The following is a 19,529-nucleotide window of genomic DNA, read 5'->3' as shown; positions in this document are numbered from 1 at the left end:
GTCCTTTGTCCTGAAGGCGGGCAGAAAGTAACGAGACGACATGAGCTGGATGACCGACTACGTCCGACCCAAGCTGCGTGGCCTGCTTCAGCGGGACGTGCCGGACAATCTGTGGACCAACTGCGAATCCTGCGGGCAGATGATGCTCACCAAGGAGCTGGAGCGGTCCGAGAAGGTCTGTCCCCATTGTGGGCATCACATGCGGGCGACGGCGAAGGAGCGTCTGGGCTGGACGTTTGATGGCGGGGAATACACCACCATCGAGCTACCGAAGATGCCGGTCGATCCGCTGGGGTTCAAGGATTCCAAGCGTTATACGGACCGTCTGAAGGATGCGCGGAACAAGTCGCATCTCGATGAGGCGCTGGTCGTTGCCCATGGGATGATCAAGGGGCAGAAGGCTGTTGTTGCGGTTATGGCGCCTGAGTTCCTTCTGGGGACGATGGGTGCTGCGCTGGGCGAGGCTTTTGTGGCGGCCTGTCGTCTGGCGGTTCTGCAGAAAGCGCCGCTGGTGGTCTATACGGCTTCGGGTGGGGCGCGGATGCAGGAGGGTGTTGTCAGCCTGATGCAGATGCCGCGTACGACGATTGGTGTGCAGATGCTTCAGGAAGCGGGTCTGCCCTATGTTGTCGTGTTCACGAACCCGACGACGGGTGGTGTTTCGGCGTCCTTTGCGATGCTGGGCGATGTGCATATTGCCGAGCCCAATGCGCTGATCGCGTTTGCTGGGCCGCGTGTCATTCAGGATACTGTTCGTGAGAAGCTGCCGGAAGGCTTCCAGCGCTCTGAGTATCTGCGTGAGCATGGAATGGTTGATATCGTGGCCAAGCGGTCCGAGCTTCCGGAGCTTCTGGGGCGGATTCTGGGCATTATGATGCGCCAGAAAACCGTGTCCGACGCGGCGGCCTGATGACTGCGGAGCGTGGGGCGCCGGTTCGGCTGTCCGGCGAATATCAGGGGCGGCCGGGGGCTGTTCTTGCGCGTCTGCAGGAGCTTTATCCGGCGCTGATTGATCTTTCGCTGGGGCGGCTTGAGGCGCTTCTGGCGAAGCTGGGCAATCCCGAGCGTCATCTGCCGCCGGTCATTCATGTGGCCGGGACGAATGGCAAGGGCAGTACCTGTGCCAATCTGCGAGCCATTGCCGAGGCGGGTGGACTACGTGTTCATGTGATGAGCAGCCCGCATCTGGTGAGCGTGACCGAGCGCTTCCGGCTGGCGGGGCGGCTTGTGGATGAGGATGTTCTGGTTGCTGCGCTCGAAAAGGTCGAGCAGGTCAATGCGGGCGCTCCGATTACGGTTTTCGAAGTTCTGACGGCGGCGGGGTTTCTGCTGTTTTCGCAGGTGCCAGCCGACCTTGTGGTGTTGGAAGTGGGGCTTGGGGGGCGGCTGGATGCGACCAATGTTGTGCCCAGGCCTGCGGCCTGCGTGATTACGCCGGTCAGTCTGGATCATGAGGCGTTTCTGGGCAGTACGGTCGCGGCTATTGCTGGCGAAAAGGCCGGGATCATCAAAGAGGGTGTGCCGGTTGTTTCGGCAGCTCAGTCCTCGGAAGCTCTGGATGTCATTCGCCTCAGGGCTGTGGAATTGAATGCGACGCTTCGGGTGGTGGGGCAGGATATCCTGTTTGCCGAGCGTTCGGATGGTCTGGACTATCAGGATGCAGACGGAACGCTCTCCCTGCCGCTGCCTGCGCTGAAAGGTCAGCATCAGGCTGGGAATGCGGCGCTGGCTGTGGCTGCGCTTCGGGTTTCGGGCGTGGCGCTGCCCTTTTCGGCGTATCAGGGTATTTCCAGCACGTTCTGGCCTGCGCGGTTGCAGAAACTGGATGGAACGCTGGCCCGGATGCTTCCTGCCGGGTGGGAGCTCTTTCTGGATGGCGGCCATAATCCGGATGCCGGGCAGGTGCTGGGGACGGTTTTGGATGGCTGGAAGGACCGGCCTGTTCATGTGATTGCGGGCGTGAAGCAGACGAAGGATGCGTCGGGTTTTCTGAGGCCGATTGTTGAACGGGCGACGTCTGTTCAGGCTGTTTCAGAGCCGGGGCAGCATCTGGCGATGTCGGTTGAGGAGATCGTGGCGGCTTCGGGGGGGCGGGCGGTTGCTGGCCCGACTGTCAGGGACGCTCTGGCGCACCTGGTGGCTGGGGGTGGTGTGCCTGCCCGCGTGCTGATTTGTGGCAGTCTTTATCTGGCGGGTGTGGTGCTCGCAGAGGATGGGTGGATCGCGAGGTAATCCGTTTCTGGTCGCGGGGCGGGATGGTAGAAGGGCAGCGTGAATATGACCGAATCGCATTCCTCTCCGACCGTATCTGATGCTTCCTCGAACGATGGAGATCTGGGTGTCCTGCTGAGGCGCAGTCCGCCTTCCAGCGCGGCCGCTGAACAGGCGCTTCTTGGCGCCATTCTGACCAATAACAAGGCCTATGAGCGGGTTTCAGACTTTCTGGAACCGGCTCATTTTTCTGATCCGCTCAATGGACGGATCTATGAGGCCATTGCCCGGCGCATTGAGCGCGGGCAGCTGGCCGATCCAGTGACCATGCGGGCGGAATTTGAGCACACCGGTGTTCTGGATGCTGCGGGTGGACCGGCCTATCTGGCCAAGCTGCTGACGGCGATGGTTGGTATCGTCAATGCGGGCGATTATGGGCGCGTGATCCATGATGCCTGGGTTCGTCGGCAGCTGATCGATATTGGTGAGACGGTCGTCAACAATGCGTTCGGGGCTCGGCCGGATCTGGATGGCTCCGATCAGATTGCGGCGTCTGAAGAGGCGTTGTTCAAGCTGGCGACAGAGCGTGGTCAGGAAGGGGGATTTGTTTCCTTCACCAATGCGCTGACGGAAGCGGTTAAGGTTGCGACCAAGGCCTACCAGCGAACTGGAGACGTGGTTGGACTGACGTCTGGTTTGCGGGACTTCGACAAGCGCACGGGTGGCCTGCATCCTTCCGATCTGATCATTCTGGCGGGTCGTCCGGCGATGGGTAAGACGGCGTTGGCGACCAAGATCGCGTTCTCGGCGGCGCGCTCGATCCTGCGGGATGCTGAGGACAGTGGGGAGAAGCCCAAGGGATCGGTAGCGATTTTCTCGCTGGAAATGTCGTCCGAGCAGTTGGCGACACGTATTCTTTCGGGTGAAGCCGAGGTTTCGGGTGAGAAGATCCGTCGTGGCGACATTGGCCAGAAGGAGTTTGACCGGTTTGTCCGGGTGGCGCGTGAACTTCAGCGGTTGCCGCTTTACATTGACGACACACCCGCGATTTCGCTTTCGGCTATGCGGACGCGGTGTCGGCGTCTGGCGCGGACGCAAGGGCTGAGTCTTGTTGTGGTGGATTATCTGCAATTGATGCGGCCGGCGATCGGGACAAAGCCTGACAGTCGTGTTTTGGAAATCTCGATGATTACGCAGGGGCTCAAGGCCATTGCGAAAGAGCTTTCCGTCCCAGTGATTGCCCTGTCCCAGCTCTCACGTCAGGTCGAATCGCGTGAGGACAAGCGGCCGATGCTGTCGGATCTACGCGAATCGGGTTCGATCGAGCAGGATGCGGATGCGGTCATGTTTGTTTATCGCGACGAATACTACCTGCAGCAGCGTCAGCCCAAAGACAGCGCTTATGATAGCAACGACAAGTTTCAGGTCGCGACAGAAGAGTGGCAACGCAAAATGGCGTTGGTGCACAATAAGGCAGAGCTGATTCTTGAGAAGCAGCGTCATGGGCCTACCGGAATGATCCAGCTGTATTTCGAGGGCGAATATACTCGCTTCGGGGATCTGGACGTCATTCACGAATAGCGCGTTCGAGCGCAGCTTTGTTTTAGGCTGTGCTGTATGTGCTATCAGACGACTTTATGGATGCGAGCAATATTCCGGATGGAAAAACATCCATCTGGAAGCTTTGATCGTTAAAAAAATCATTGAGATTTTTTTTAAAAAAACGGCAAGAACAGACATGGAATGTCGCAAATCTTCAATTAATACTTGATAAGTACAGATTTCATTAAAATCTGCTGTGCGAAAAAAGCTGTAATATGAAACTCTTCAGTGTGGTTTCTTCCTAAAAGGTGAGCGAGAAAGCGCGTCTGCGATGACGGGCTGTGGCTGCAATGCGAAAAAATGGCAGCAGCCAAAACCAGTATTAATGGCTCAAAGCCACATTTGTTCCTTGACCCAGTGGCACAGTGCCATTAATTTATCGTTAATCGGTGGTTGCCATGGGGGTGGTCAACGAGGAAGGAAGGGAGCCGGTCAATGAATTCAGGATATCTGATGACCGGGGATGTTTCTGATTTGTTCATTCCATCGATGAAGCGAATTAATCGCACCGAATCGAATGGGGGGCGCCTGAATGCGTACGGAAACCAGTGAAACGGCCACTAATGGATCTCCTCATCTGGTCTCTTGGGCGGATCAGGTGTGTCGGAAGGCGTGTTTCTGTCCGTGCTCGGAGCCATGTCTTGCCGCTGGAGCACCAGTTCTGGGTGGAGGGCAGCCAGCCGCAAGGCCAGTTCTTCGTCGGTACGACCGTTCAGGACGCCTTTCAGAAGAAAATCTGTCGAGACGCGCAGGCGGTTCGAGAGTGCCGCAATGAGAAAGACGCTGGGCGCCCGGTCTCCACGTTCGATCTTGTTGAGAGTGGAAGCATCAACGCCCAGCAGGCGGGCGCATTCGCTCTGATTGGGCATGACGAGTTCACGAGCCCAGGAAATGCGAGTTCCGATGGCTCGTTGGAGTACAGTCAGAGAGTCCGGGCGCTTGTGTTTGGCCATGAGGCCTTTTTAGCAATGGCTTTATGCCAAATCCAGAAGAAGTTTTTTTTTATCACATGCTATGGCATTTTGCCAAAGTTGGTAACAGTTCTGTACTAATAAAGGATGTCGAGATGAGGCAGGTCAAGTCAGGTTCCGTACCCCGTCGGGTCTCCGCAAGCGCTCTTGCAGCCATGTTGGCGTCTGACGGCTGGCTACCCAAGCGTGGAGGCGTGCGCAAGGCGCGCGGACGTTCTGCCAGAAAAACATCTGAAACGTCGACTTCGCGCGTTCGGATGGTGACAGACAGGGAAACGGCCGAGGCTTTGCCTGCGGGACATCCTGTGAGCTGGAATGCCTTGTGGGGTGCGGACCTGGTGCCGGTCTTTCCGGGGTTGCAGCCAATGGGTGGTCGTGACGTCGGCCTGGAGATCAATTGATGCTCGAGATGGTGCAGGAAGTGTCGACATCTGGATATGGGATGGCCAATGCCATGGTCAGGCCGAGTGTGGAGCGGTATCGGCATTCGGAGATCCGTGAGATTGGTAATACGTTCCGGGTCGTGAATGCCGTGCAGTCCATGTATGACGCGGGCGATATCGGGGATGATGAACTGGCGGCTGCAGATCGCTGGTATCGTGAATATATCTTCGCATCTCTTGGTGTGGTGGAAGACGCGCCTTCTGATGGCCGGGTCAGGGAACGGGGCGATATTCACACATGGATGATGGGGCGGGGGCAGTGCTCTGCGCGGATTACGCAGATCCGCGATATGCTGGGACTGTGTGCGCATGTCCGTCTTGAGATGCTGCTTGCACGGGAGATGTCTTTCTCGGCGATGGCGCGGCATCTCTATCCGGCGCTGTCGGAGGGGCGTGCCCGGATGAAGGTGTCGGCTCAGTGCGCTCTGCTTCTGGAACAGCTGGCGCATGTTTATGAGGCGATGTCCAAGAAGAAAAACCGGAAAAAATCTGGTTAACGATAAATTACCGCTTGATATTTGAACGCGGTTTTGATATAAAAAATGCATACTGAAGAATTACGACATGAAAATCTAAAGCCGGCCTTTCGAAAGAAGGCCGGCTTTTATTTTGGAAGTTTCCTGATTTATGGAAAAGTGTGAAATTTCTTCTGGTAGCGTTGTATTGTCTGGCAGGCAGACATTCATTGTTCTTCAGGAAGATGCCGGTTCATTTGTCGGATGCCCTCTCGTTTACGAAGGGGAACCGGTTCATCGGGCAGATGTCGCGCTGGAGTGGCACGAACTGGTGGACGCGGGGCTTTCCCGGCTGGATGTCCGGTGCAGGTCCATTCCCTGTCAGCGATCGGTGCTTTCGGCCCGGGTGATCGGGTGGATCGCTCCGGAAACCCTTTCCCGTGTGACGCTGCGTGCCGAACGTGAGCAGGCGCAGCGGAATGTGGAAACCCTGGCGCGGCGAGGGACGGGTCACAGGGATCGGCCCCGTCAGAAGCCGGTCCGGGCTGTCTGGCTGGAAGGTGGCATGATGATGAGCCGCAGGGAGACTTCGCTGAGAGCCGGCTGATGATTGGGTCTCGGGTCGAGCTGGGGGAAAAGGTTGAGGCAGATGGATGAAGACATATCTGGTAAATGTTCTTTGCGACGGGAACAATCTTGGGAACGGAAGAAGAGATTTCTCGAACATCTGTCTGTGAGTGGAAATATTTCGGAAGCCGGGCGGGTCGCTGAGGTCCGGCGCAGTACGTTATACCTCTGGAAAGATACGGATAAGGAATTTTCTTCCCGGTGGGAGGATGCTCTGGAAGAGGCTGCTGATGCTCTGGAAGCGGAGGCGCGTCGCAGGGCTGTCGAAGGGTATGACGAGCCCATTACGTATGCGGGGCGTGTTGTCTGTGATCCGGATACGGGAAATCCCATTGTTCGCAAACGCTATAGCGACGGGTTGATGGCGTTTCTGCTGCGGGCGCACCGTCCTGCCCGTTTCAGGGCGGGGATGGATCAGGATGGGCGGTCGGGTACGATCTCGATCAGCATCAGCAGCGATGACAGCGCCCTTTAGGCTCAATGACTCGCAGCGTGAAGCGGTGCGGCTGCTTGGTGGGCCGGCACGACATATTCTTCTGAGGGGTGGATCGCGGTCGGGGAAGACCTTTGTTCTGGTTCGGGCTGTTGTAATACGGGCGCTGAAGGCACCCGACAGTCGGCATGGCATTTTTCGCCATCGGCTGACGGCGCTGAAGGCGTCGGTTCTGCGGGACACGTTTCCGAAGGTCATGCGGATGTGTTTTCCGCAGGTTGGCTGGAAGCTGGACCGGCAGGACTGTGTTGTGACGTTCCCGAATGGATCGACGATCTTTTTCGGGGGACTGGATGACGAGCAGCGGACCGAAAAGATCCTGGGTCTGGAGTTTGCAACGGTTTATCTGAACGAGGCCAGTCAGATCAGCTATGGCGCGCGGAACATGCTTCTGACGCGTCTGGCGCAGAAGACGGGTCTTGCGGTCAAGGAATATATCGATGCCAACCCGCCGAGCATGGGGCACTGGCTCTATGCGCTTTTCGAAAGCGGGATCGAGCCCAAGTCGGGGGAACCGGTCGGGGACAAGTCGTTTTATGCGACGATGATCCTTAATCCGCAGGCTAACCGGGATAATCTGAGCGAGGATTATCTCGCCAGCCTTGAAGCGCTTCCTGAGCGGGAGAAGCGGCGGTTTCTGTATGGTGAATATCAATCGGTTGTTGAAGGCGCGCTGTGGCGGCTGGAGATGTTCCGGCGCGAGGCGGCGATTACGTCGCAGAGCCGGGCGGATGTTGCGGCTCGGATGCGGCGTATTCTGGTGTCTGTTGATCCTTCGGGTGCGGCGGGACCAGAAGATTACAGGTCCGACGAGATCGGAATTGTGGTCTGTGGCGTTGATGCGGCTGGTGTGGGGCATGTTCTGGAAGATCTGTCTGCCAGGGATAGCCCGGCGGGCTGGGCTGCCAGGGCCTTGCGGGCATTTGATGAATGGGGTGCTGAACGCATTGTTGCGGAGCGGAACTTCGGGGGGGCTCTGGTAGAGGGCACGATCCGGAGTGTGCGGGCGCATGCTTCCGTCAAGCTGGTGACGGCGGCGCGGGGCAAGGCGGCGCGCGCGGAACCTGTTGCGGCGCTCTACGAAGTTGACAGGGTTGTTCATCATGGCCGGTTTCCGGCTCTGGAGGATCAGCTCTGCCATTTCTCAGTCAGTGGATATCGCGGGCCACGGTCTCCGGACCGGGCGGATGCGATGGTCTGGGGGCTGAGTGAACTGATGCTGGCCGGAAACGGCGGCATGACGGGCTGGAGCTCGTCTGGATTTTCGCTGGCGCGCTGAACCGATCTTTGCGGGTCGGGATGCGGCCTGAAACAATGGAGAACACATGGACTGGTTGTCCCTGCAACAGCGTTATGCTGTTCCCGCGGGTGCGTCCGCGCGGACGGCGCGGCTGCTGGCGCTCAAGCGTGTTCTGGACGGAACGCAGTATGATGCGTTGCCGCATCCGTTCTCGATGGAGAAGTCTGGGGCGGGGGAATATATTCCGCTGTCCAGCCGGCGTCCTTCTGTTCGCACGAATTTGTGCCGGACGGTTGTGGATGAGTCGGTTTCGCTGCTGTTCGGGGATACGCACTGGCCGGGTCTGGTGACGGATGATGCGCGGGTGGCGCATGCCTTGAGTGCTTTTGCTTCGCAGACCCGGCTGGCGTCACTTCTTATGGAAGCGGCGCGGCTGGGATCGGTGGGATCGGTTGCGATCCTGTTCGAGGTCTCTGCCGGGGTTCCGAAGTTGTCCGTGCTGGAAACGGCGTATCTGACGCCGTTCTGGGATGATGCGACGGGGGAACTGCTTCGGGTTGAGGAGCGGTTTCTGGTCCGGGGCCGGGATCTGGCGACGCAGGGTTATCCGATTGCGGATGAGCTTCTGGGCGCGCAGTTCTGGTGGCAGCGGGTCTGGACGCCGCTGGATTGTGCGGTTTCCGTGCCTTGGCTGGTGGGAATGGATGGTGGGGTTCGGGACGAAAGCCGCTCCGTTCGCCATGGGCTGGGGTTCGTGCCCATTGTGTGGATACGCAATCTGGGTGGGCCTTGTGGGCGTGATCCGGAAGGTGAGTGCACGTTCGAGCGGGCCATCGATACAGTGATCGAGGCGGATTATCTGCTGTCACAGGCAGGTCGGGGGCTGAAATATGGCTCAGATCCGACACTGGTTCTAAAGACAGGTGGATTTTCCGACGGGATTGCGCATCAGGGGGGCGCGGCTTCGGCCCTGACGCTGCCGCCTGAGGGTGATGCCAAGCTTCTGGAAATCAACGGGAATGCGGCAGGGGCGGTGCTCGATCATTATCGGGAACTGCGCCTAGTGGTGCTGGAACAGCTGCATGGCAATCGGGCGCATGGCGATCGGGTTGGAGGTGCGCAGTCGGGCAAGGCCATGGAGATGATGTGTCAGCCGCTGATCTGGCTGGTGGATCGTCTGCGGCATTCGTACGGCGAGGGTGCGCTCCTTTCGATTTACCGGATGGCGTGCCGGTTTTCCTGTGTTCTGGAAAACGGGCTTCGGATCGGGGGAACGCTGGTCAAGGACCTGCCGTATTGCCGCATGAGTCTGCGGTGGCCGGCATGGTTTCCGTCTACGGATCCGGAGCTTCTGTCGCTGGTGCAGGGGCTCGTGACGGCTGTTTCCAATGGAATTCTGAGCCGCGAAACGGCGGTTCGGATGTTTGCGATGGCATCGGGAAATTCTGATCCGAATACGGAATGGAAAATGCTGGAGCAATGGTGTGCTTCTGAACAAGCATGAGTGTTGACGGGGGAATGATGTCCGGAACTGATGACACCATTGAGGATGTGGAGGCTCTGCGTCAGGCGCTGAATGAAGCGCGGAGCGAGGTTGAGGCGGTCCGTCAGGAAATGACGGATGTTGTGACGCGGCAGGAGACGCTTCAGCGCAGTCATGAGGAGGCACTGGCCCGGATGCGGGAGGACAGTGACCGGGAGGTTATTGTGTCGGCGCTTCGGGCGGAGGCGATCCGGAATGGCGCGCATAATCCTGATGATGTTGTGCGGCTGATTGACCTGAAGGGGATTGATCGGGGCGAGGATGGGTCTGTGGTCGGTGTGGCCGAGGCTTTGCAGCAGGCCCGTCAGGAGCGGGCCTATTTGTTCGGCGAGGCGCTGCGACCCGGTTATTCGAGCGGAACCACCGTTGGGCAGGCGGCGCCGCGCCCGGGTGGGATCGAACCGTTCAATGCGCGCGCCGCCAGTGAGGCGGATTACGAAACGCGCAAATGGCAGTTTCTGGCTCAGGGCTGAGGCCCGGGACGATATTTGACCGGGTCTGATGGCAGGCCGGGTTCAGAAAACACATTTACGGAAGAAATACATGAGCATTGATAATTTTCCGGTTCAGCTTCAGGCCGCCATTCAGCAGGGATTTCTGGCCCGTGAATTTGAGAATGGTCTGAAGTCCCGTCTGGGCTTTCGGCAGGTTGCCGATCGTGAAGTGTTTCCAAACGCCATCGGTGAGACACTGACGAAAACCCGAAAAAGTCTTAAGGCACCGGTGACGACGCCGCTGAACCCGACGGGTAACACGAATTTCGATAATGGTCTGAGTCCGTCCGGTTGGTCGATCGAGCAGTATACGCTGTCCATCAATCAGTACGGTGATACGATCGACCTGAATATGGTCACCAGTGGTGTGGGGATTGCGTCGCAGTTCCTGGCCAACGCCAATACCAATGGTGTGCAGGCCATGCAGTCTCTGGACCGTCTGGCGCGCAATACGCTGTTTGGTGGCGCGCAGAATGGTGTGGGTGGTTATCTGGGCGGCAATACGCGTGTGACCGCGACGCTGGGCAGCGCTGAAAATACCATCGCGGTTGACGATATCCGCGGCTTCCAGTCTGTGATCGTGAACGGTCAGGTGACGCCGGTCAGTGCGACCAATGGTATGACGGTGACAGTGGGCGGCGATGTTTATACGCTGGTCAGTGTCACGGCGGACGGGACGAATGTTTCCACGGCACCGGGCGGTGTTTCGGGCCAGATGACGTTTTCTGCGGCTGTGTCGGTTGCGGACGGTACGGAAGGTCAGGCCGTTGTGGCGTCTACGGCACCGATGGTGATCCGTCCGAATGGTCGGCTGACGACCGCCGCGTTGCAGACGGCCAGTGCGAGCGGTCTGGCGGATACGCTGGGCATCCAGCAGGTTCTGGCGGGTGTGGCGACGCTGCGGCGGAATAACGTGCCGATGATCAATGGCGCGTATCATTGTTATCTGGATGATTTGCAGCTTCTGTCGCTTTTCCGCGATCCGGATTTCAAGCATCTGTACCGTGGTGCATATGGTTCGGAGGAGTATCGTTCCGGACAGGTTATAGAGCTTCTGGGTGTGCGGTTCATTCCGACGACCGAGGCGCCGCAGCAGGCTTCGCTCGGGAGTGGTTCCATTCATCGTGCGCTGCTGCTGGGTCAGGGTGCGCTGATCGAAGGTGACTGCGCGCTGACGGGTCATTCCGATATTCCGGATGCGGAGCGTGCGCTGATCGAGATGGTGGACAGTGTGGCGATGGTGACGCGTGAGCCGCTGGATCGACTGCGTCAGATCATTGCGCAGTCCTGGTACTGGATTGGCGGTTTTGCGCTGCCGACGGACGTGACGGCGGACGTGACCGTTATTCCAACGGCAACGAACAGCTATCTCAAGCGTGGTGTTGTGATCGAGAGCCTGGGCACGGATGCTCTTGGTCTGACGTTCTGAGGTTTTTCCGGCCCCTGTCCATGAGGCGGGGGCCTCTCTTGCGGGGAGAATGACATGTCCGGAACGGTTGGTTTATCGACGGATATTCTCTCGGAAGGAGAGAAAATGGATATCCGCCGGTTTTGTGGTTATCCCGCGATCGGGTCGCGGGAAGGGAACCAGGAATCCTGGCGTTTCTTTCAGGTGGAAGGGGCGCTGGAATGGCGGATGAACTGTCTGTCCGGTGCCGAGCTTCAGCAGATTAGGCTCTATCTGTCGCAGCTTTATCCGCTGGAAACCGCGATTACGGGGGCTTCGGACAATCTGGATACGGCGCAGGCGGCGAGCTGGTATCACAATGGCCGGGAAGTGCAGGACCGGGTGATGCTGTTTACGCTGTGGCGTCGGCGTCTGTGTGCGTTTCTGGGCGTAACGGGCGGGCTGGAGTTGCAGGACGGCCGGGCGATCGTGGTTTGAGGAGAGCGATGTGCAGCAGGCAATGATCGCAGCCAGGCTCTCCCGGGGATATGCGAAAGCCGCAGGAGTGTTGGGGGCTTCAGGGCAGCAATATCGGCCTTTGAGCGGCCTGCTGCCAATGGAAACTCCTTATGCGCAGCCTATGCTGGCTTTTGACGTGGATGCAGAGTTTTCGTTTGCGCGGCCGATCGGATGGGGGATTCCGACAGAATATGTCCTGACGGATCGGCGGGATGATACGCAGGTTGCCGATATTCTTGTGGCGAGTGATCGGACTTATTTCGTGGCATCCGTGGAGCCGTTGCGGCCGCCTTTGTGTGTGGTGTGTAGCCGGACGGTGTCAGTCAGTGGTGTAACGGGAACGGTGCAGACGCTGGTCTCGGACTGTCCGGCGGCTATTATCATGCGTGCGAAGGGGGAATCTTCGGGCAGTGGTGTTCCCGGTGCGACGCGGCCGGGACAATCCGTGATGTATCTTCCGCTTCTGCCGGGGGTGGTGCTTACACCCTACGTGACGGTTACGACGGATCTGGGAACAACTTATACGGTTAATGCGGTAGAGGTCTCCGGCTTCGGTATCCGGTGCACCATGTCGCTTCAGCAGGTCTGAGGAGGATAAGAATGACAGACGCCTCCAAGGTCGGGCTGGCGTTGGCCTATAACTGTGTGCAGGTCCTTTATCCGGATGGTCTTTCGGGAGCGTCGGTGACGGGACGGCAGGTGGTGCTGCGGCGGGGGTGGCTGTTGCCGAGCGATCTTTTCGCGGCGCAGAACATTCGCAACAATATCGATTTCGTTACGGTCACCATGGCGCCCCGGAAGATGCCGGAATGGGCGGAACCTCTGGGACGACCCTGGCGGGTACAGCAAAAGGTTGAACCTACGGTCGGGGTTGTGGTTACGGATGGGACGGTTGAGATCGTCTTTTCCGGGACATCCACGCCTGCGGGTGTGGTGGCGGTCTGGCTGGATGATATGCCGCGTGGGGGCGCTCCTTCCGCAGCTTATGCGGTGACGGCGCAGGATACGCCTGTGACGGTTGCGGCGGCTCTGGCGGCGGCGTTGACAGATGGTGTGGCGAGCGGGGTGACGGTCCGTGTGCCGGGTCGGGTTCTGAATGGTCATGCTGGTGGGTATGGGCAGTCGGTTCGGGTGACGCGGCGGCAGGCGCAGCTTTATCGGGTTTCAATCTGGACTGCGGATGCGACGGCGCGGGAAACGCTGGCGTCCGTTCTGGATACCGCGCTGGCGGAGCAGAGTTGGATCAGCACTCTGGACGGGCGGGAAGCTCAGCTCCGGTTCCAGAGCGTGGAAGACGTCGACACGATGCAGAACGAGGCGTTGTATCGGCGGGATTATTTCTATGAGCTGGTTTTTGACACCCTTCAGGTTCAGTGGGCGTCCGAAATGCTGTGTGGCATCGGGAACCTGTCCGGAGAGAATGGAGCGGCGGTGTCTTTCGGGGAGTTGGCTTCCGGGGCGACCAACCAGACGGTGAGGGCGGCTCTGGACGCCATGCAGGCTGTGGTTGCGGCGCAGGCTGCCGCCACGGCCTATCCGGGGCTGGGGGTTGATCAGTTCGGGACAGTGGTTGCCGCTGCCTGACGCAGAATCTGACTCAAAAGGCTGAAATTTCATCAGGAAAGCGGGCTGCTTCTACTGGAGGCGCCCGCTTTCTGCATTTTGGAGAGCGATCCGGGGATGTCTCTGGTCTATCAGGCGGGAACGCTGAATACCACGGCACTGACCGTGCCAAATCTTTATGTGCAGATCGCCCAGCCGCAGACGCTGGCCCTGGCGGGAGCATCGTCTTCGCAACTGGGTGTTGTGGGAACTGCGGGCTGGGGGCCTGTGGGGATGCCACTGCCCATGGGGGGCATGAGCGATTATGTCGCGGCGTTCGGCGCCAAACAGAACAGGACGACGGATGCGGGGCTGGCCGTCAATATTGCGGTGATGCAGGGGGCTTCGGCTTTCGTTGTTGTCCGGGTGACGGACGGGACGGATGTGGCTGCTTCCGGCACGCTTGATGGTGTGACGGTTCAGGCCGCCTGTACCGGCAGCGCGGGTAACGGGATCGTGGCTGCGGTGACGGCGACGGGTTCCGGATATGCGCTGGCTGTTACGCATGCGGAGCTTGGCTCTGCGACGTATGCGGGTGCGGACTGGTCTGCCATTGCCGCGGCTGTGGCGCAGGATCTGGGTGCGCTGGTGAAGGTCGTTCTGCCGGAAACGGTGCCAGCTGTGGCCGCTGCGAGTGTGACGCTTGCGGGTGGCACGGATGGTGGTGTGCCGACGACGGCGCAGTTCCTGGGGCAGGACAGTATGGTGCGGACCGGCATGTATGCGCTGCGCGGGCAGGGCTGTGCGGTGGCGTTGTTGCATGGGGTGACGGACAGCACGTCCTATACGGCGCAGGCGGCTTTCGGGACTTCCGAGGGGATCTATATGATCGCTGTGGGGCCGGCATCCGATACGGTGACCAATGCGACTGCAGTCAAGGCAGCGAGTGGCTTGGATGCGGCGTCGGTCAAGCTCATGTTCGGTGACTGGTTGTGGTGGAATGATGACAGCAACGGTGTGATGCTGGTCAGTCCGCAGGCGTTTGCGGGTGGCCGACTGGCAGCCCTTTCTCCGGAGCAGTCCAGCCTGAACAAGGCGCTGTCGGGGATTGTGGGAAGCCAGAAAGCGGGTCTGACAGGGAGTAGTGCAACCTATTCTACGGCTGAACTGTCCGTGCTGTTTACGGCCGGAATTGACGTGATCTGTAATCCGGCGCCGGGTGGGGCTTACTGGGCAGTGCGGTGTGGGCATAATTCGTCCAGCAAGAGCACCATGAACGGTGACAACTATACGCGTCTGACGAACTACATTGCGTCTTCCCTTGCCGGTGGCATGGGCGGTTATGTCGGTGAGGTGATCAACGACACGCTGTTCAGTGATATCCGTTCGACGCTTCTGGGGTTTCTGTCCTCGCTGCTGTCGCAGGGCATTCTTGGCGTTCAGAATGGTGAGCTGCCGTACAGCGTGGTCTGTGATTCGAGCAACAATCCGCAGTCCCGAACGGCGCTGGGCTATGTGCAGGCGGATGTGGCCGTTCGCTACCAGGGCATCAACGAGAAATTCATCGTTAATCTGCAGGGTGGCGCGTCTGTTACTGTGTCTTCTGCGTCGGGGAGTGTCGGCTAAATGGCAAATCCATACAGCATTGGCCGGGATTGCCGGATTACGGTTCTGTGGAATGGTCAACGGGTTGATCTGAGGGATGTCACGTCTTTCAGCGCGGCTCAGGAGACGCATGCCCTGCGTGCTAATCCACTGAATGGTGTTCCGTTGGAGTTCAATGTTCCGAATGGCTGGCGGGGAGCGTTTCAGATTGCGCGTGCCAGTGCGGCTCTGGACAATTTGGTGGCTGCTGTCGAGGCGGCTTACTGGAATGCCGGTACGGTCGGGAGCGGGACGATTTATCAGTACGTGACCGAACCGGATGGATCGACCAGCACCTGGGAATTCAGCAATGTTTCCATGCAGATGAAGAGTGATCCCTGGCAGGCGGATCATATGATCCATCAGACGGTTCAGTTCTTTGCTTCTACGAGGACGAAGATTTCGTGAATGATTTTCCGCAAGAAATTGTTCTGGCTGACAACCGGCGACTGACGCTGCGTGAGATCGATCCGGCGGATATGCTGGATCTGATCGAGGCGGCGGGAAGCGCGGTCAACGGGGCATCGGCATCCACATGGCTTGGTTATGCGGAAATGATCTGCTCGGTGACGGCCATTGATGGTGTGCCGGTTCAGATGCCGCAGAGCAAGGATGAAATCCGTGACCTCGCACGTCGTGTCGGGAAGGCCGGGATTGCTGCACTGACACCGTTGTTCGAGCGGGACGCGGATGAAGATCTGCGGGACGTCGCAAAAAACTGAGTCGGCACTCCGGGTTTCAGGAGATGTTGTATCTGCTGGATCATGGGGTGCCGTGGGATGTTTTGCGAGGGTGGTCGAACGCACGGCGTCTGGCGGCCTGTGTCATTACCGGTGAGCGGGAAGGACACTGTTTTGACTGGGGAATGATGCGTTATCAGGGAGATGTATGATGCAGCGGAATATCTGGCGGTCACTTCTCTCTGTCAGGACATTCTTTCGCGCCTCTTCCGGAGTAGGCGCGCGAAAGTTGATTCCTGTTTCAGCTGTGCCCCGTCCGAAAAAACAGGCTGGGGTTATATCAAAGCACGTCAAAGGGCATCTGGGTGCCATTGTCGCGGCGCGGAGGGAGCAGTTTTCCAGCCAATCAAATGGAAAGAAGGCGCGTGCTCTGGCGTTAGGCGGAAAGCCCGATTCCGGCTTTTTTCCGGAATCGAAAAAACAACGCACTCTTCTGGTCTTACGGCCGCACTTCTCTTTTTCAAAGTCTAATCCCGATCCTGTGGAGAAGACGATAAGACGTACGGCTCCAAGTGGAATTGCGCTTTTTTCCAAGCGGATTGCGCGGTCGAATGTAAAGCAGGTGCGGGCTATTGCTGTGCGCCATAGGGTTGCTTGTAGTGCCGGGCGAGAGGCGCTGTCAGCAAAGCGTCGCCCGGTTGCGATTGCGCATATGCGCCCTAAGGGTCTTGTGAAGCCTACTGGGGCAAAAATGCATTCTGCTGTTCGGCTCGCCCTTAAGGCGGATGGTGGATTAGTGGGTGTGCCGCTAGTTCGGAAACAGCCTGTTGAGGTGCAAACGTCTGAGTGGTCCGGGCCGGAACATGACCTGCTTCAGGATTTTGCGGTCCCTCGAAATCATTATGAGGCCGAGGCCTTGAGCCATCGTCCGGAGCATGAAGTGAGAACTGATGATTTCTCGTCGGGCAATCGCAGGGGGCGCCTTGCTGCCCGCCGTTCTGGCGGGGGCGTGGATGAAATCATGCAGCCTCAGTATCCGGGTCGAAGTATCGGATTTTTCTGACAGAGGAGATGTTCCCTGATGGGTATTGGCCTTTCTGACATAGAAAATGCCATTGGTGCTGTAGGGCGTCTGGGATCATCATCACCTGTCATACTGGGTAATCTGGTTCTGACGGGAATTGAGGTTCCTGACATGCTGGAGGTTGGTGGTCGGCAGATGCTGGTTGTGCATCGTCTGCCTGGAGGTGGTCGGGTTGTTGACGCGCTTGGTAATGATCCGGGGCGTCTCGAACTCAAAGGCCGCTTTCTTGGGCCGGATGCACAGATGCGGGCGCAGGCGGTTGAACGCATGCGGATGGCGGGGCAACAGGTTTCTTTTTCCGCTGCTGGCCTTTCCGTTCAGGTCTGGATCGCCCAGTTCAAATATGTCTATCAGGCAAAAGGTGCGGTCTGCTCCTATACGCTGGTTCTCGAGAGGCCTCAGGAAACCACACCTGTTCAGACTTCCAGTACTCTATCCGGATTACTCGGAGACGATGTGGGGAGTGCTCTCGACAGTTTTTCCGGTGTTGTTTCAGAGGTGTCTGAAGGTGTTTTCACTGCGGCGGGGCAGGTGTCTTCGGTTGTTGGACAGGTGATGCCTCTGGCCAGCCTGGTTGGAGCGGGAGGTTTCGCCTCGAAGGTGACGGACGCGCTGGGAACGGTGAACGGCGTGGCACAGAGCGGGATGAATCTCGCGACGGTTCCGTCTGCGCTGGCATCTGTCGCAGGGGGGCTGGAGAGTGCGGGAAGTGGCTTGCAGTCCGTCATTACGGGTTCTGGCCAGAACGTCGAGTCTATCCAGCCGGTCAACAGTGTTTCCCTGAACGCACTTGGTCAGAATGCGGCTCTTCTGAGTGTCGCGGCCGATGCGGGGAGTCTGGTTAACCGCTCTGCGGCAAATGTTGCTGTAGCGCAGGGGCAAGGGACGTCTTTGCCGCTCGTTTTCGCATGAGGAAATAATGCAGGATATTATTGTCAGTGCTGCGGATATTTCCCTTTTTCATGTGGCTGCGCGTGAGCTGGGAGATGCGTCCCAGTGGTGGAGGATTGCGCAGGTCAACGGGATGACTGATCCGGATCTGGGGTGGATTTCCGAAACTGTTGTGTTGAAAGTGCCGTTGGTCGAGCGCGATCTGGTCTCTGGGCTGCCTAATGAGGTGCTGGAATGAGCATCAGAAATCTGGAGGCTCAGGTTCTTTTTGATGGGCAGGTCGATCCTGTTCTGGCGCTTTTGCAATTCGAGATTGATGCCAGCCGGTATGAAGCCTGTGACGTCGCGTCTATGCGTTTTGCAGTCAGGACTAAGGCGCAACAGAATCTTTGGTTTGAAGCGGAACAGCCGACACGAAAATGGGTGACGCTCCAGATGCGGGATACCCAGAATGCTGTGTCATCCTGGATAACGCTGTTTGAAGGCCGTCTCGATCATATCGACTACGCGGCTGAGCATGCCGTGTTGGAGATGGAGTGTCGGGATGCGCTTGCGGCTCTGATGGATCTGCGTGTTCAGGATGCGTGGCTCAATCATACCCAGCAGGAACTCCTGCAAATCATGGCGCAGGCTGCGGGGCTGAATGCAACGATCGCGCTGCCTTCCGACCAGGCCACGCTGATGGCTGGGCAGTTCTGGCAGATTGAACACAAACGAGGCGCGCTTATGGGGCAGCACCGTTTTCAGACAGCCGCAGATCTCGCATTTACGATTGCACGCGATGCTTTTTGTGATCTTTACGCAGATGGAACATCTCTTGTCTGCCAGCCTCTGGGTTCCGTTTCTGATGCGAATGTTACGGATATGCGGAATGCTGTTCTCGAAACGAATGTGGCACGTGATCTGCAGCTTCTGTCTGGTGTCGTTGTGCATATGGCGTCGTGGGACTCACGGCAGCGAAGTACTACACAGGTTTATTATGATGGCGTTTCGTTTTCTCAGGAAGCTCCGGTCGGGAATGCCAGCGTTCATACATTTCGTGTTCCTGGACGCCGGCTGGACGAGTTGCAGAGGCTGGCGCAGGGCAAGCATGCGCGCATTGCTGCTCATGCGCTGTCTGTCCGGGTCAGGATTCCGGGTGTTCTCGGAATTGCGCCAAGGGCCTTTATGACTGTCTCGACGGGAAATGGGGAAAAAACGCTGGGGATTGATCAGGTTTTTTCCCGGTTTTCCGTGGAGCAGGGATTTGTGCAGCAGGTTGTTCTGAGGGATCGCGGAGGTGGAGCATGAGTGATGCCCGTTTTGATGCCGCTGTTCTGCAAGGCAGGACAGCGCATACGATGTTTGGAATCGTCTCGGCCGTTGATCCTGTTAATCATGCCGTAAAGGTTCGCATCCAGCCCGAAAATGTTGAAACAGGCTGGATTCCGGATGCAGGCGGCGTGCATGCCGGGGACCTGCGGATCGCGTGTCCATCTTCTCCCGGAACGCATGTTGTCCTTCAGCCGGTTGAAGGGGATGGAGAGCATCTTGTCGTAACGGGTTGTGTGTTTGACACGGTGGTGATGGCGCCTGTTTCTCCGTTAACCGGCGCTGTTGCGCAGCCTGGTGAACTGCTTGTCAAAGGGGGGTGCGGTCTTCCACCCTCGTCTTCTTCCGCCAGTGCCTGACGGATCGCGCGGGCGCAGGCTTCGGGGAGGTCG

General features: G+C 58.4%; 23 protein-coding genes. 22 read left to right on the top strand and 1 reads right to left on the bottom strand.

What is annotated here, in order from left to right:
- The first annotated feature begins 40 nt into the window (after positions 1–40).
- From accD to JK202_RS14700, 3 genes are read left to right on the top strand one after another with little or no spacing between them, the layout of a single operon-like run.
- Positions 41–910 carry an acetyl-CoA carboxylase, carboxyltransferase subunit beta gene (gene accD, locus JK202_RS14710; protein ID WP_062496312.1) on the top strand — a complete coding sequence of 290 codons (870 nt, stop codon included), beginning with the start codon at positions 41–43 and terminating at the stop codon, positions 908–910.
- The gene (locus JK202_RS14705) at positions 910–2,232 is read left to right on the top strand and encodes a folylpolyglutamate synthase/dihydrofolate synthase family protein (RefSeq protein WP_211562152.1); all 1,323 of its coding nucleotides are present in this window, start codon (positions 910–912) and stop codon (positions 2,230–2,232) included. Before accD ends, JK202_RS14705 begins: the two co-directional genes overlap by 1 nt.
- 45 nt (positions 2,233–2,277) lie before the next feature.
- Positions 2,278–3,792, top strand: coding sequence for a replicative DNA helicase (locus tag JK202_RS14700; protein WP_211562151.1), 1,515 nt, complete (start codon positions 2,278–2,280; stop codon positions 3,790–3,792).
- A 581-nt stretch (positions 3,793–4,373) separates the two neighbouring features.
- Here JK202_RS14700 and JK202_RS14695 read toward each other — a convergent pair.
- Positions 4,374–4,682: a helix-turn-helix domain-containing protein gene (locus JK202_RS14695; protein WP_233736017.1), complete on the bottom strand. Its 309-nt coding sequence runs from the start codon at positions 4,680–4,682 to the stop codon at positions 4,374–4,376.
- 197 nt (positions 4,683–4,879) lie between these two features.
- On the opposite strand from JK202_RS14695, the gene JK202_RS14690 reads away from it, so the two are divergent.
- From JK202_RS14690 to JK202_RS14600, 19 genes are all read left to right on the top strand, one after another.
- Entirely contained in the window at positions 4,880–5,185 is a 306-nt protein-coding gene (locus tag JK202_RS14690; RefSeq protein WP_211562150.1) for a transcriptional regulator, read from the top strand.
- Positions 5,185–5,724, top strand: coding sequence for a hypothetical protein (locus tag JK202_RS14685; protein WP_211562149.1), 540 nt, complete (start codon positions 5,185–5,187; stop codon positions 5,722–5,724). Before JK202_RS14690 ends, JK202_RS14685 begins: the two co-directional genes overlap by 1 nt.
- Positions 5,725–5,854: 130 nt before the next feature.
- Positions 5,855–6,289, top strand: a complete 435-nt coding sequence (locus JK202_RS14680; protein ID WP_211562148.1) for a hypothetical protein — start codon at positions 5,855–5,857, stop codon at positions 6,287–6,289.
- 126 nt (positions 6,290–6,415) lie between these two features.
- Complete coding sequence (locus tag JK202_RS14675; RefSeq protein ID WP_349291875.1) at positions 6,416–6,784, top strand: hypothetical protein; 369 nt, start codon at positions 6,416–6,418, stop codon at positions 6,782–6,784.
- A complete protein-coding gene (locus JK202_RS14670; RefSeq protein WP_211562145.1) occupies positions 6,768–8,081 on the top strand; it encodes a phage terminase large subunit in 1,314 nt (437 codons plus the stop codon). The genes JK202_RS14675 and JK202_RS14670 overlap by 17 nt, the downstream gene beginning before the upstream one ends.
- Before the next feature lie 46 nt (positions 8,082–8,127).
- A complete protein-coding gene (locus JK202_RS14665) occupies positions 8,128–9,546 on the top strand; it encodes a phage portal protein (RefSeq protein ID WP_211562143.1) in 1,419 nt (472 codons plus the stop codon).
- On the top strand, positions 9,543–10,058 hold the full coding sequence (locus tag JK202_RS14660) for a phage scaffolding protein (protein WP_249200115.1): 516 nt from the start codon (positions 9,543–9,545) through the stop codon (positions 10,056–10,058). Before JK202_RS14665 ends, JK202_RS14660 begins: the two co-directional genes overlap by 4 nt.
- Positions 10,059–10,128: 70 nt before the next feature.
- Positions 10,129–11,508, top strand: coding sequence for a DUF4043 domain-containing protein (locus tag JK202_RS14655; RefSeq protein WP_211562142.1), 1,380 nt, complete (start codon positions 10,129–10,131; stop codon positions 11,506–11,508).
- A 54-nt stretch (positions 11,509–11,562) separates the two neighbouring features.
- Positions 11,563–11,964 (top strand): hypothetical protein, encoded by a 402-nt coding sequence (locus JK202_RS14650; RefSeq protein WP_211562141.1) that lies wholly within the window; start codon positions 11,563–11,565, stop codon positions 11,962–11,964.
- Positions 11,965–11,974: 10 nt separating this feature from the next.
- On the top strand, positions 11,975–12,574 hold the full coding sequence (locus JK202_RS14645; RefSeq protein ID WP_211562137.1) for a hypothetical protein: 600 nt from the start codon (positions 11,975–11,977) through the stop codon (positions 12,572–12,574).
- 11 nt (positions 12,575–12,585) lie between these two features.
- The gene (locus JK202_RS14640) at positions 12,586–13,569 is read left to right on the top strand and encodes a hypothetical protein (RefSeq protein ID WP_211562135.1); all 984 of its coding nucleotides are present in this window, start codon (positions 12,586–12,588) and stop codon (positions 13,567–13,569) included.
- Between the two features lie 96 nt (positions 13,570–13,665).
- Positions 13,666–15,153, top strand: a complete 1,488-nt coding sequence (locus JK202_RS14635) for a phage tail protein (protein ID WP_211562133.1) — start codon at positions 13,666–13,668, stop codon at positions 15,151–15,153.
- Complete coding sequence (locus tag JK202_RS14630) at positions 15,154–15,579, top strand: hypothetical protein (RefSeq protein WP_211562131.1); 426 nt, start codon at positions 15,154–15,156, stop codon at positions 15,577–15,579.
- Positions 15,576–15,893 carry a hypothetical protein gene (locus JK202_RS14625; protein WP_211562129.1) on the top strand — a complete coding sequence of 106 codons (318 nt, stop codon included), beginning with the start codon at positions 15,576–15,578 and terminating at the stop codon, positions 15,891–15,893. The genes JK202_RS14630 and JK202_RS14625 overlap by 4 nt, the downstream gene beginning before the upstream one ends.
- A 166-nt stretch (positions 15,894–16,059) precedes the next feature.
- Complete coding sequence (locus JK202_RS14620; RefSeq protein WP_211562128.1) at positions 16,060–16,914, top strand: hypothetical protein; 855 nt, start codon at positions 16,060–16,062, stop codon at positions 16,912–16,914.
- A gap of 18 nt (positions 16,915–16,932) precedes the next feature.
- Positions 16,933–17,847: a hypothetical protein gene (locus JK202_RS14615; protein WP_211562127.1), complete on the top strand. Its 915-nt coding sequence runs from the start codon at positions 16,933–16,935 to the stop codon at positions 17,845–17,847.
- Positions 17,848–17,854: 7 nt separating this feature from the next.
- The gene (locus JK202_RS14610; RefSeq protein ID WP_211562126.1) at positions 17,855–18,064 is read left to right on the top strand and encodes a hypothetical protein; all 210 of its coding nucleotides are present in this window, start codon (positions 17,855–17,857) and stop codon (positions 18,062–18,064) included.
- Positions 18,061–19,116, top strand: coding sequence for a hypothetical protein (locus tag JK202_RS14605; protein WP_211562125.1), 1,056 nt, complete (start codon positions 18,061–18,063; stop codon positions 19,114–19,116). Before JK202_RS14610 ends, JK202_RS14605 begins: the two co-directional genes overlap by 4 nt.
- Entirely contained in the window at positions 19,113–19,496 is a 384-nt protein-coding gene (locus tag JK202_RS14600; protein WP_349291874.1) for a hypothetical protein, read from the top strand. Before JK202_RS14605 ends, JK202_RS14600 begins: the two co-directional genes overlap by 4 nt.
- Positions 19,497–19,529 lie beyond the last annotated feature (33 nt).

This window comes from Gluconobacter sp. Dm-62, assembly GCF_018256155.1.
Lineage (GTDB): Bacteria > Pseudomonadota > Alphaproteobacteria > Acetobacterales > Acetobacteraceae > Gluconobacter.
This window is presented reverse-complemented; position numbering and strand designations above follow the sequence as displayed.